At 73.1% G+C, this 12,864-nt stretch carries 8 protein-coding genes and 1 tRNA gene; 8 read left to right on the top strand and 1 reads right to left on the bottom strand.

Features of this window, described 5'->3' with window-relative positions:
- The first annotated feature begins 30 nt into the window (after nt 1–30).
- The 6 genes from EV189_RS16110 to pyk all read left to right on the top strand — a co-directional run bounded on the left by EV189_RS16110 (nt 31) and on the right by pyk (nt 10,410).
- Nucleotides 31–792: a DsbA family protein gene (locus tag EV189_RS16110; RefSeq protein ID WP_130493998.1), complete on the top strand. Its 762-nt coding sequence runs from the start codon at nt 31–33 to the stop codon at nt 790–792.
- On the top strand, nt 789–1,802 hold the full coding sequence (lgt, locus tag EV189_RS16105; protein WP_130493997.1) for a prolipoprotein diacylglyceryl transferase: 1,014 nt from the start codon (nt 789–791) through the stop codon (nt 1,800–1,802). Before EV189_RS16110 ends, lgt begins: the two co-directional genes overlap by 4 nt.
- Nucleotides 1,803–1,858: 56 nt before the next feature.
- Nucleotides 1,859–2,551: a VIT1/CCC1 transporter family protein gene (locus tag EV189_RS16100; protein ID WP_130494135.1), complete on the top strand. Its 693-nt coding sequence runs from the start codon at nt 1,859–1,861 to the stop codon at nt 2,549–2,551.
- A 203-nt stretch (nt 2,552–2,754) separates the two neighbouring features.
- Nucleotides 2,755–7,338 carry a glutamate synthase large subunit gene (gene gltB / locus EV189_RS16095; RefSeq protein WP_130493996.1) on the top strand — a complete coding sequence of 1,528 codons (4,584 nt, stop codon included), beginning with the start codon at nt 2,755–2,757 and terminating at the stop codon, nt 7,336–7,338.
- Entirely contained in the window at nt 7,331–8,788 is a 1,458-nt protein-coding gene (locus EV189_RS16090; RefSeq protein ID WP_130493995.1) for a glutamate synthase subunit beta, read from the top strand. The genes gltB and EV189_RS16090 overlap by 8 nt, the downstream gene beginning before the upstream one ends.
- 161 nt (nt 8,789–8,949) lie before the next feature.
- The gene (gene pyk, locus EV189_RS16085) at nt 8,950–10,410 is read left to right on the top strand and encodes a pyruvate kinase (protein ID WP_130493994.1); all 1,461 of its coding nucleotides are present in this window, start codon (nt 8,950–8,952) and stop codon (nt 10,408–10,410) included.
- Nucleotides 10,411–10,481: 71 nt separating this feature from the next.
- Here pyk and EV189_RS16080 read toward each other — a convergent pair.
- A tRNA-Leu gene (locus tag EV189_RS16080) sits at nt 10,482–10,564 on the bottom strand.
- Between the two features lie 103 nt (nt 10,565–10,667).
- Between EV189_RS16080 and EV189_RS16075 the strand changes: the two genes are divergently transcribed.
- Nucleotides 10,668–11,279 carry an ANTAR domain-containing response regulator gene (locus tag EV189_RS16075; protein ID WP_130493993.1) on the top strand — a complete coding sequence of 204 codons (612 nt, stop codon included), beginning with the start codon at nt 10,668–10,670 and terminating at the stop codon, nt 11,277–11,279.
- A gap of 255 nt (nt 11,280–11,534) precedes the next feature.
- Nucleotides 11,535–12,761 (top strand): branched-chain amino acid ABC transporter substrate-binding protein, encoded by a 1,227-nt coding sequence (locus EV189_RS16070; protein ID WP_231116476.1) that lies wholly within the window; start codon nt 11,535–11,537, stop codon nt 12,759–12,761.
- Nucleotides 12,762–12,864 lie beyond the last annotated feature (103 nt).

Raw genomic sequence — 12,864 nt, 5'->3', positions numbered from 1 at the left:
AACGACCCGCACCACCCCCGGAAGGACCCCATGAGCACGCGCAACGCCGACCGCCGCGCCACCGCCCGCGACAAGCTGGCGGCGGAGCGGGCCCGGCAGGCCGCCGCGCAGCAGCGCCAGCGCCGGCTGCTGCTCGTGGCGATCCCGCTCGTCGTCGTCGTCATCGCCGTCGCGGTCGGGATCGTCGCGACCCGGGGCAGCGGCAGCAGCAGCGCGAGCGCCCCCCGTCCGACCGGGGTCGCCGCGGTCGGGGCCGGCTTCACCACGGGGACCGCCGGGAAGCCGGTGATCGACCTGTGGGAGGACTTCCAGTGCCCGATCTGCAAGCAGTTCGAGGGCTCGGACAGCGCCAAGGCGATGCGCCAGCTCGCCGCTGACGGCAAGGCGCAGCTCGTCATCCACCCGCTGAGCTTCCTCGACGACAACCTCGGCAACGACAGCTCGAAGCGCGCCGCCGCGGCCTTCGGCTGCGCGATCGACGCCGGCAAGGGCCTCGAGTACCACGACGCGGTCTACGCCCACCAGCCCGAGAAGGAGGGCGCGGGCTACACCGACGCGCAGCTGCTCTCGTTCGGCACGGAAGCGGGGATCACGGGCCCGGCGTACGACACGTTCCAGCAGTGCGTGAAGGCCGGGACGTACGACGGCTGGGCGGGGCAGGTGCAGCACACGATGGAGCAGCACGGGATCACCGGCACTCCGACGATCCAGGTCGCGGGCAAGTCGCAGGACCTGCAGACGCTGAGCGCCGACTCGATCACCAGGGCCGTCACGGCGGCGGCGGGCTCGTGAGCGCGCCCGCGGCCGTCCTCGCCTCCATCCCCAGCCCGAGCCAGGGGGTCTGGCACCTCGGGCCCTTCCCCGTCCGGGCCTACGCGCTGTCGATCATCCTCGGCGTCGTGCTCTCGGTGTGGTGGGGCGACCGCCGCTGGCAGGCGCGCGGCGGCCGGCCCGGCACGGTGGCCGACGTGGCCGTCTGGGCGGTGCCGTTCGGCGTCGCCGGCGGTCGGATCTACCACGTCATCACGAGCCCGTCGGCGTACTTCGGCTCGGGGGGCCACCCCCTGCGCGCGTTCGCGGTGTGGGAGGGCGGCCTCGGCATCTGGGGCGCCATCGCGCTGGGCGCGGTCGGCGCGTGGATCGGCTGCCACCGGCGCGGGATCGTGCTGCCGCCGTTCGCCGACGCGCTCGCGCCGGGGATCGTGCTCGCGCAGGCCGTCGGGCGCTGGGGCAACTGGTGGAACCAGGAGCTGTTCGGGCGGCCGACGACGCTGCCGTGGGGGCTCGAGATCGACCCGGCGCACCGTCCGGCGAGCAGCCCGCAGGCAGCGACGTACCACCCGACGTTCCTCTACGAGTCGCTCTGGGACCTCGGCGTCGCCGGGCTCGTCGTGTGGGCGGACCGCCGGTTCAAGCTCGGGCACGGGCGGGCGTTCGCGCTGTACGTCGCGGCGTACTGCGTGGGCCGGTCGTGGACCGAGGCGCTGCGCGTGGACGACGCGGAGCACTTCCTGGGACTGCGGCTCAACCAGTTCACGGCGGCCGTGGTGTTCCTGGCGGCCGTGGCCTACATCGTGGTGTCGGCGCGGCTGCGGCCCGGTCGGGAGACCGACGTCGAGCCCGGTCGGGAGACCGACGTCGAGCCTGGTCGGGAGACCGACGTCGAGCCCGGTCGGGAGACCGGCGTCGAGCCTGCTCCCGCTGACGGCGTCGCGACGCAGCAGGCGCCGGAGGCCGAGGGGGCGGCCGTCGCGAGCGGCGGGGAGCCGCCCGTGGCGCACCGCCCTACCCTGGACGGGTGAGCGGAGCGCAGAGCGAGCAGGTCGTGCAGCAGGTGGTCGTGTCGTCGGCGCAGCCCATGGCGGAGGTCGACCACCACCACCGCGACGTGACGGGCGGGTGGCTGCGCCCGGCCGTGTTCGGGGCCATGGACGGCCTCGTGTCCAACTCGGCGCTGGTCGCGGGCGTCGCCGGCGGCAGCGGCGGGCGGCACACGGTCCTCGTGGCGGGCCTCGCGGGCCTCGTCGCCGGGGCGATCTCGATGGCCGCGGGGGAGTACACCTCGGTCGCCAGCCAGGCCGAGCTCGCCACCGCCGAGATCGAGGCCGAGCGCCAGGAGCTGCTCGCCCACCCGGGCCCGGAGCAGGAGGAGCTGGCCCGGATCTACATGGCGCGCGGCGTCGACCCCGACCTCGCCCGCCAGGTCGCTGCGCAGCTGTCGCGCGACCCGGAGAGCGCGCTCGAGGTGCACGTGCGCGAGGAGCTCGGCATCGACCCCGACGAGCTGCCCTCGCCCGTCGTGGCCGCCGGCTCGTCGTTCGGGTTCTTCGCCGTGGGCGCCGCGGTGCCCGTGCTGCCCTACGTCCTGGGCGCCGGCCTGCTGCTCAGCGTGCTCGTCACGCTGCTCGCGCTGTTCCTCGGCGGTGCGGTCGTCTCACGGGTGACGGCCCGGCCGTGGTGGTTCAGCGGGGGGCGCCAGCTCGTGCTCGGCGGGCTCGCGCTGGCGGTCACCTGGGTGGTCGGGAACGCCGTCGGCGGCGTCGCCGGCTGAGGGCGCGCGGACCGCCGACGAGGCCGTACGCTAGTCGGGCGCACCGCCGCACGAGGACGAGGACCGCGACCCGGTCCGTGCCCCGCCACCGCACGAGTCGAACTGCAGGCCGACAAGGCCCCACCGGCCGGCAACATTGCTGTAACCTCGCGACCACTTCGGGCCAATGTCGTCCCACACCCGTCCCTCGGAGGAGACGACGCATGGCCAGCGTCCCCTCGGCTCTGCCTGCCCTGCAGGCCGCCGGCACAGCGTCCGCCTGGCGGACCCCTTCTGCCCAGCCCGTCGCCCAGGGTCTCTACGACCCGGCCAACGAGCGAGACGCCTGCGGCGTCGCGATGGTCGCCACCCTGCGGGGGACGGCCGGCCACGACATCGTCCAGGCGGCGCTCACCGCGCTGCGCAACCTCGACCACCGCGGCGCCTCCGGCGCCGAGCCCGACTCGGGCGACGGGGCGGGCATCCTCACCCAGGTCCCCGACGCGTTCCTGCGCGCGGTCGTGCCCGTGGAGCTCCCCGCCAAGGGGGGCTACGCCGTGGGCACCGCGTTCCTCCCGGCCGACGCCGACGAGGCCGCTGCCGCCGTGGCGGGGATCGAGCGGATCGCCGCCGAGGAGGGCCTGCGCGTCCTCGCCTGGCGCGACGTCCCCACGACGCCGGACATCCTCGGGCGCACCGCGCGCTCGGTCATGCCGTCGTTCCGCCAGCTCCTCGTCGCGGACGCCTCGGACGAGGGCCGCACCGGCACCGCGCTCGACCGGCTCGCCTTCTGCCTGCGCAAGCGCGCGGAGCGCGAGCTGGGCGCGTACTTCCCGTCGCTGTCGGCGCGCACGCTGGTCTACAAGGGCATGCTCACGACCGAGCAGCTCGCCGAGTTCTTCCCCGACCTCGTCGACGAGCGCTACGCCACCGAGCTCGCCCTGGTGCACTCGCGCTTCTCGACCAACACGTTCCCGTCGTGGCCGCTGGCGCACCCGTACCGCCTCATCGCGCACAACGGCGAGATCAACACCGTGCGCGGCAACCGCAACTGGATGGCCGCCCGCGAGAGCCTCATCTCCTCCGAGCTCATCCCCGGCGACCTCGCCCGGCTGAGCCCGATCTGCACGCCGGGCGCCAGCGACTCGGCGAGCTTCGACGAGGTCCTCGAGCTGCTCCACCTCGGCGGCCGCTCGCTGCCCCACGCCGTCCTCATGATGATCCCGGAGGCGTGGGAGGGCGACGCCGCCATGGACCCCGCGCGGCGGGCGTTCTACGAGTACCACTCCTCGTTCATGGAGCCGTGGGACGGCCCGGCCGCGGTCTGCTTCACCGACGGCTCGCTCGTCGGCGCGGTCCTCGACCGCAACGGCCTGCGCCCCGGCCGCTACTGGGTGACCGAGGACGGCCTCGTCGTCCTCGGCTCCGAGGCCGGCGTGCTCGAGCTCGACCCGGCGACGGTCGTGCGCAAGGGCCGCCTGCAGCCCGGCCGCATGTTCCTCGTCGACACCGAGCGCGGTCGCATCGTCGAGGACGACGAGGTCAAGAGCGAGCTCGCGGCCGCCGCGCCCTACGCCGACTGGCTGCGCGACGGCCTCGTCGACCTGCGCGACCTGCCCGAGCGCGAGCACGTGGTGCACACCCACGAGTCGGTCATCCGGCGCCAGCGCGCCTTCGGCTACACCGAGGAGGAGCTCCGCGTCCTGCTCGCCCCCATGGGCCGCGCTGGCGCCGAGCCGATCGGCTCGATGGGCACCGACACTCCGATCGCGGTGCTCTCCGAGCGCCCGCGGCTGCTCTTCGACTACTTCACCCAGCTGTTCGCGCAGGTGACGAACCCGCCGCTGGACGCGATCCGCGAGGAGCTCGTCACCTCGCTTATCTCGACGATCGGCCCGGAGCTCAACCTGCTCGACGCGACGGCGGAGCACTGCCGCCAGGTCGTGCTGCGCTTCCCGGTCATCGACAACGACGAGCTCGCGAAGATCGTCCACATCAAGCTGCCGGGCGTGCAGGCGGGCTACAGCACCCACGTCGTCAAGGGCCTCTACGACGTCGACGGCGGCGCGGACGCGCTGGCCCGCCGGCTCGACGAGATCTGCGACGAGGTCGACCGGGCCATGGAGGCCGGCGCGCGCTTCGTCGTGCTCTCCGACCGCGACTCCGACGCCGACCGCGCGCCGATCCCGTCGCTGCTGCTCACCTCCGCCGTGCACCACCACCTCATCCGGCAGAAGACCCGGCTGCAGGTCGGCCTCGTCGTCGAGGCCGGGGACGTGCGCGAGGTGCACCACGTCGCGCTGCTCATCGGCTACGGCGCGGCCGCGGTCAACCCGTACCTCGCGATGGAGACGGTCGAGGACCTGGTCCGCCAGGGCATCGTCACCGGCGTCCAGCCCGAGCAGGCGGTCCGCAACCTCGTGAAGGCGCTCGGCAAGGGCGTCCTCAAGGTCATGAGCAAGATGGGCATCTCGACCGTCGCGTCCTACCGCGGCGCCCAGGTGTTCGAGGCGCTCGGCCTCTCGCAGGAGCTCGTCGACCGCTACTTCACCGGTACGCCGACCAAGCTCGGCGGCATCGGCCTCGACGTGGTCGCGGAGGAGGTGCACCGGCGGCACCGCTCGGCGTACCCCGCCTCCGGCGCGCTGCCCCTGCACCGCCGCCTCGAGGTCGGCGGGGAGTACCAGTGGCGCCGCGAGGGCGAGCCGCACCTGTTCGACCCGGAGACGGTCTTCCGCCTCCAGCACTCGACCCGGGCGCGCCGCTTCGACGTCTTCCAGCAGTACACCTCGCGGGTCAACGACCAGTCCAAGCGGCTGATGACGCTGCGCGGGCTGTTCGAGTTCAAGGAGGGCGTCCGCCCGCCGGTGCCGCTCGAGGAGGTCGAGCCGGTCTCGTCGATCGTCAAGCGGTTCGGCACGGGCGCGATGAGCTACGGCTCGATCAGCAAGGAGGCGCACGAGACCCTCGCGATCGCCATGAACCGGCTGGGCGGCAAGTCCAACACCGGTGAGGGCGGCGAGGACCCCGAGCGCCTCTACGACGCCGAGCGCCGCAGCGCCGTCAAGCAGGTCGCGAGCGGCCGCTTCGGCGTGACCAGCGAGTACCTCGTGAACGCCGACGACATCCAGATCAAGATGGCGCAGGGCGCCAAGCCCGGCGAGGGCGGCCAGCTGCCCGGCCACAAGGTCTACCCGTGGGTCGCGCGCACCCGGCACTCCACGCCGGGCGTCGGCCTCATCTCGCCGCCGCCGCACCACGACATCTACTCGATCGAGGACCTCGCCCAGCTCATCCACGACCTGAAGAACGCCAACCGCGACGCCCGCATCCACGTGAAGCTGGTGGCCGAGGTCGGCGTCGGGACGGTCGCGGCGGGCGTGAGCAAGGCGCACGCCGACGTGGTGCTCATCTCGGGCCACGACGGCGGCACGGGCGCCTCGCCGCTGACGAGCCTCAAGCACGCGGGCGGCCCCTGGGAGCTCGGCCTCGCCGAGACCCAGCAGACGCTGCTGCTCAACGGCCTGCGCGACCGGATCGTCGTGCAGACGGACGGCCAGCTGAAGACCGGCCGCGACGTCGTCATCGCCGCGCTGCTCGGCGCGGAGGAGTTCGGCTTCGCGACCGCGCCGCTGGTCGTCAGCGGCTGCATCATGATGCGCGTCTGCCACCTGGACACCTGCCCCGTCGGCATCGCGACGCAGAACCCCGAGCTGCGCAAGCGGTTCACGGGCTCGCCGGAGTTCGTCGTGAACTTCTTCGAGTTCATCGCGGAGGAGGTCCGGGCGCTGCTCGCCGAGCTCGGCTTCCGCAGCATCGAGGAGGCCGTCGGCCACGCCGAGGTGCTGGACACCACGGCCGCGGTGGAGCACTGGAAGGCCGCGGGGCTCGACCTCACGCCGCTGCTCCACGTGCCCGACCTGCCCGAGGGGACGGCCCTGCGCAACACGACCAAGCAGGACCACGGGCTCGACCGCGCGCTCGACCACGTGCTCATCGCCGCGGCGTCCGAGGCGCTCGAGAGCGCGACGCCGGTCCGCATCGAGCACACCGTGCGCAACGTCAACCGCACGGTCGGCACGATGCTCGGCCACGAGATCACCAAGCGCTACGGCGGTGCCGGCCTGCCCGAGGACACCGTGGTGGTGGCCCTCACCGGCTCGGCGGGGCAGTCGTTCGGCGCGTTCGCGCCGCGCGGGCTCACCCTGCGCCTGCACGGCGACGCCAACGACTACGTCGGCAAGGGCCTGTCCGGCGGGCGCATCGTCGTCCGGCCGGACGCGGCCGCGCCGTTCGTCGCCGAGCGCAACACCATCGCGGGCAACGTCACGCTGTACGGCGCGACGGCCGGCGAGGTCTTCCTCTCCGGGCTCGTGGGAGAGCGGTTCTGCGTCCGCAACTCCGGCGCGACCGCGGTCGTCGAGGGCGTGGGCGACCACGCCTGCGAGTACATGACCGGCGGCACCGCGGTCGTGCTCGGCCCGACCGGGCGCAACCTCGCGGCCGGCATGTCGGGCGGCGTCGCGTACGTCCTCGACCTGCGCGAGGAGCGGGTCAACCGCGAGATGGTCGACCTCGAGCCGCTGGACGCCGAGGACGGCGACCTGCTGCGGCTGCTCGTCACCCGGCACCGGGAGGAGACCGGCTCGGCCGTCGCGCTGCGCCTGCTCACCGACTGGGACGCCGCCCTGGCGCGCTTCACCAAGGTGATGCCGCGCGACTACAAGCGCGTCCTCGAGGCGCGCGCCCGGGCCCTCGCCGAGGGTCTCGACGCCGATGCCGTCGTCATGGAGGCCGCACGTGGCTGACCCCCGTGGATTCCTCAACACCGGACGGGAGCTCCCGAAGCGCCGTCCGGTGGAGGTCCGCATCCGCGACTGGCGCGAGGTCTACGAGGAGATGTCCTCGGAGGGCCTGCGCGCCCAGGCCGGACGCTGCATGGACTGCGGGATCCCCTTCTGCCACAACGGCTGCCCGCTCGGGAACCTCATCCCGGAGTGGAACGACCTGACCTGGCGCGGGGACTGGCGCGACGCGATCGAGCGGCTGCACGCGACCAACAACTTCCCGGAGTTCACCGGTCGGCTGTGCCCGGCGCCGTGCGAGTCGGCGTGCGTGCTCGGCATCGGCGACGACCCGGTGACGATCAAGCAGGTCGAGGTCTCGATCATCGACCGCGCCTGGGACGAGGGCTGGGTCCAGCCCAAGCCCCCGTCGCGGCTCACGGGCAAGACCGTCGCGGTCGTGGGCTCCGGCCCCGCCGGGCTCGCCGCCGCCCAGCAGCTCACCCGCGCCGGCCACACGGTCGCGGTCTTCGAGCGGGCGGAGGAGCCGGGCGGGCTGCTGCGCTACGGCATCCCCGAGTTCAAGATGGAGAAGCGCCACCTCGACCGCCGCATCGCGCAGATGCGCGCGGAGGGGACGCGGTTCCGCACCGGCGTGGCCGTCGGCTCCGACATCAGCGGCGAGGACCTGTACGCCCGCTACGACGCCGTCGTGCTGGCCGTCGGCGCGACCGCGTGGCGCGACCTCCCGGTCCCCGGCCGCGAGCTCACCGGGATCCTCCAGGCGATGGAGTTCCTGCCGCACGCCAACCGCTACGCCCGCGACGCCACCTACGCGGTGCCGGTCACCGCGGAGGGGAAGGACGTCGTCATCATCGGCGGCGGCGACACCGGCGCCGACTGCCTCGGCACCTCGTTGCGCCAGGGTGCCCGCTCGGTCACCCAGCTCGAGATCATGCCGCGGCCGACGGACTCGCGACCGGGCACGCAGCCGTGGCCGACGTACCCGATGGTCTACCGGGTGTCCTCCGCGCACGAGGAGGGCGGCGAGCGGGTCTACGCCGTCAACACGCAGGAGTTCCTGGGCGACGAGGACGGCGCCGTCCGCGCGCTGCGCCTGGTCGAGGTGCGCATGGTCGACGGGCGCTTCGAGCCGGTGCCCGGCACCGAGCGCGAGATCCCGGCCCAGCTCGTGCTGCTCGCGATGGGCTTCGTCGGGCCGGAGAAGGGCTCGCTCGTCGAGCAGCTCGGGCTCCAGCTCGACCCGCGGGGCGCGCTCGTGCGCGACGCGCAGTACGCCTCCAACGTCCCCGGCGTCTTCGTCGCCGGCGACTGCGGCCGCGGGCAGTCGCTCATCGTGTGGGCGATCGCCGAGGGCCGGTCGGCGGCGGCGGGGGCCGACGCGTACCTCCGTGGCGGGGCGAGCGAGCTGCCCGTCCCGATCCAGCCGACCGCGCGGCCGCTGCTCGTCTGAGGCCGCACCACCGCTCGACGGAGGGCTCCCGCTGCGGCGGGGGCCCTCCGTCGTCGTACGCGGCGAGAAGTCGCGACGCAGCAACGGGTCCTCCGCTCGGACCGGCGCGGGGGAGGGCCCTGCGGTCACCGGGACACCCGTCCGGCACTACGCTTGGCCCCATGCGCCGTGCGAAGATCGTCTGTACGCTCGGGCCGTCGGTGGACGGCTACGAGCGCATCAAGGCCCTCATCCAGGCGGGCATGAACGTCGCCCGCTTCAACCTCAGCCACGCCGACCACGCCGAGCACGAGGCCCGCTACCAGTGGGTCCGCCAGGCGTCGGAGGAGCTCGGCAAGCCCGTGGCGGTCCTGGTGGACCTGCAGGGCCCCAAGATCCGCACCGGCTACTTCGCCGACGGGCCGGTCGTGCTCACGGCGGGGGACACCTTCACGATCACGACCGAGGACGTCCAGGGCGACGCCTCGACCGTCTCGACCACCTACAAGGGCCTCGCCGGCGACGTCGCGCCGGGGGACCCGATCCTCATCGACGACGGCCGCGTGGCGCTCAAGGTGACCTCGGTCGACGGCCCGCGGGTCGTCACCGAGGTCGTCGAGGGGGGCGTCGTCTCCAACAGCAAGGGCATCAACCTGCCCGGCGTGGGGGTCAGCGTCCCCGCCCTGTCGGAGAAGGACATCGCGGACCTGCGCTGGGCGCTGCACCTGCGCGCCGACGTGATCGCGCTGTCGTTCGTCCGCGACGCCAAGGACATCGTCGACGTCCACCGCATCATGGACGAGGAGGGCGTGCGCCTCCCCGTCATCGCCAAGGTGGAGAAGCCGCAGGCCGTCGACGCGCTCGAGGAGATCGTGGCCGCGTTCGACGGCATAATGGTCGCCCGCGGCGACCTCGGCGTCGAGCTGCCGCTCGAGCAGGTCCCGCTCGTCCAGAAGCGGGCCGTGGACCTCGCCCGCCGCTACGCCAAGCCCGTCATCGTCGCGACCCAGATGCTCGAGTCGATGATCTCCGCCTCGCGCCCGACCCGCGCCGAGACGAGCGACGTCGCCAACGCGGTGCTCGACGGGGCCGACGCGGTGATGCTCTCCGGCGAGACCAGCGTGGGCAAGTTCCCGTTCGAGACGGTCGCGACCATGGCGCGCATCGTCGAGACCGTCGAGACCAACGGCCTCGCGGAGATCCGCCCGCTGACCAGCCGGCCGACGACGAAGAGCGGCGCCATCACGGCCGCTGCGGCCGAGGTCGCCGAGGCGCTCGACGCGAAGTACCTCGTCACCTTCACCCAGAGCGGCGACTCCGCCCGCCGCGTGTCGCGCCTGCGCCACGCGACGCCGCTGCTCTCGTTCACCCCGGACGCCGACACCGGCCGCCAGCTGGCGCTGTCGTGGGGCATCGAGACGTTCCTGGTGGACACCGTGCAGCACACCGACCAGATGGCGCTGCAGGTCGACAAGACGCTGCTCGGCAACGGCATGTGCCAGGAGGGCGACCTCGTCGTCATCGTCGCCGGGGCGCCCCCGGGCATCCCGGGCTCGATCAACTCGATGCGCGTGCACCGCATCGGCGACGCGGTGAACAAGGTCGCGCCGGCGTACGGCGACCTCGCCGGCTCCGGGGTCTGACCCAGCGGCACGCACGACGAAGGGCCCGTCCGGCTGGACGGGCCCTTCGTCGTCCGCGTGCGCGACGACCGTGCCGAGGGCGGGACTCGAACCCGCACGCCCTTGCGGGCAGAGGTGTTTGAGACCTCCGTGTCTGCCGTTCCACCACCCCGGCGGGCGGGGCCCAGCGTAGACCAGGCCCACCGCCCGACCGGGGGGGCTGGCGGGGGGCTGGGCGCCCGATAGGCTGTGACCCCCTGTTGCCGCGGAGGAGACCCATGCCGACCCCCACCACCGAGCGCCGCGTCGTCATCGCCGAGGACGAGGCCCTGATCCGCCTCGACCTGCGCGAGATGCTCGAGGAGGAGGGCTGGACCGTCGTGGGCGAGGCCGGCGACGGCGAGGAGGCGGTCCGCCTCGCCGAGGAGCTCAAGCCCGACCTCGTCATCTGCGACGTCAAGATGCCCAAGCTCGACGGCATCAGCGCGGCCACCCGCATCGGCGAGGCGCGGATCGCCCCGGTCGTCATGCTCACCGCCTTCAGCCAGCGCGAGCTCGTGGAGCGGGCGCGCGACGCCGGCGCCATGGCGTACGTCGTGAAGCCGTTCGGCCGCGCCGACCTCGTGCCGGCCATCGAGCTCGCCGTCGCGCGCTACGCGGAGACCAAGGCGCTCGAGTCCGAGGTCGCCGACCTGCAGGAGCGCTTCGAGACCCGCAAGCTCGTCGACCGGGCGAAGGGCCTGCTCCAGGTCTCGCTCGGCCTGTCCGAGCCCGAGGCGTTCCGCTGGCTGCAGAAGACCGCGATGGACCGGCGGGCCCCGATGAAGGAGATCGCCCGCACCGTCATCGAGGCCGGCGGGGCGCCCAGCGCCCAGACCACCTCGGGCTGAACCGGTTCCGCCGGGCCCCGGCGCAGCGGCTCCCCCGTCCACTGGCAGCGCCCGGCGCCGCCCGCTCCGCGGTATCCACCGCGCTCGCGGGCGGCGTCGCGCGTTTCCGCTGTGCTGCCAGCCGTGCCGCGCCTTGTTACAACGTGGTTGCGAACCGGCGTCGGAGTTCGACCATGCCCTCCCCGGCTGGTATCACTGTGGGGCATGCGCCGCGCGGACTCGCCGCGCGGTGCGACATGGGCAAGGGAGAGATCGTTGCGGAACGTCACGCGGGGGACTGCGGTCCTGGCGACGCTCGCCGCTCTGAGCTTCGGCGTCAGCGCCTGCGGGAGCAGCAGCAAGAGCGACTCCGGGGCGGGTTCCAGCTCCGGGTCGAGCGCGGCCGGCAGTGCGGCGGCGAGCACCGGCGGCGGCGGGGGCAGCAGCTCCTCGTCGGTCACCTTCGGCTTCATGGGTGCGCTGACCGGCCCCAACGCCCAGCTGGGCATCAACATCAAGAACGGCGCGAAGCTCGCCATCGACCAGTACGACGCGAGCAACCCGTCGGTGAAGATCGTCCTCAAGGACTACGACACCACCGGTGACCCCGCCCAGGCCTCGGCCCTGGCGCCGAAGGTCGTCGACGACAAGGTCGCCGCCGTCATCGGCCCGGCGTTCTCCGGCGAGTCGAAGACCGCCGACCCGACGCTGGAGGAGGCGAAGATCCCGAACATCTCCGCCTCGGCCACGAACGCCCTGCTGTCGAAGAACGGCTGGAAGTTCTGGCACCGCGTCCTCGCCAACGACGACGTGCAGGGCCCCGGCGTCGCGAAGTTCATCGTCGGCGCGCTCGGCGCCAAGAAGGTCGCCGTCATCGACGACCAGAGCGAGTACGGCAAGGGCCTCGCCGACGTCGTGACCAAGACCATCGGCTCGGCCGCCACGGTCAAGGACTCCATCGACCCGAAGGCCGACGACTACTCCTCGACGGTGAACAAGATCAAGGGCGGCAGCGTCGACGCGATCTTCTACGGCGGCTACTACGCCGAGGCGGCGAAGTTCCTCAAGCAGCTGCGCGACGGCGGCGTCACCGCCAAGTTCGTCTCCGGTGACGGCGCGCTCGACCAGAAGCTGATCGACGGTGCCAAGTCGGCGGCCGAGGGCGCGTTCCTCTCCTGCACCTGCGTGCTGGCGACCGCGTCCGACGACCCGGCGGTGCAGAAGTTCATCGACGACTACACCAAGGCGTACGGCACCAGCCCGGCGACCTACAGCGCCGAGGGCTTCGACGCGGCGACCGCGCTCATCAAGGCGGTCCAGGCCGGCAAGACGAGCCCCGGGGACATCAACACCTTCCTCGGCACGGTGGACTTCAAGGGCGTCTCGAAGCCCATCAAGTTCGCCGCCGACGGTGAGCTGACCTCCGGCTCGGTCTACATGCACGAGGTCAAGGACGGCAAGATCATCGCGCTCGGCGACTACACCACCGCCAAGCCGCAGTAGGGTCCGGGCCCTGGTGCTCCGGCACCAGGGACGCGCACCTCGCGCACGTCGGACTGCAGCTCGCACGGCCCGGCTCCCGGACGGGGGCCGGGCCGTCGAGCGA

The organism is Motilibacter rhizosphaerae (genome assembly GCF_004216915.1).
Classification (GTDB): Bacteria; Actinomycetota; Actinomycetes; order Motilibacterales; family Motilibacteraceae; genus Motilibacter; species Motilibacter rhizosphaerae.
Note: the sequence above shows the minus strand (reverse complement) of the source record. Positions and strands in the feature narration are given on the sequence as shown.

Excerpts from the sequence above, each read along its gene's own strand:
- pyk (WP_130493994.1), top strand. The coding sequence starts at position 8,950 with ATGCGCCGTGCGAAGATCGTCTGTACGCTCGGGCCGTCGGTGGACGGC.
- EV189_RS16100 (WP_130494135.1), top strand. The coding sequence starts at position 1,859 with ATGGCGGAGGTCGACCACCACCACCGCGACGTGACGGGCGGGTGGCTG.
- EV189_RS16110 (WP_130493998.1), top strand. The coding sequence starts at position 31 with ATGAGCACGCGCAACGCCGACCGCCGCGCCACCGCCCGCGACAAGCTG.
- EV189_RS16075 (WP_130493993.1), top strand. The coding sequence starts at position 10,668 with ATGCCGACCCCCACCACCGAGCGCCGCGTCGTCATCGCCGAGGACGAG.
- gltB (WP_130493996.1), top strand. The coding sequence starts at position 2,755 with ATGGCCAGCGTCCCCTCGGCTCTGCCTGCCCTGCAGGCCGCCGGCACA.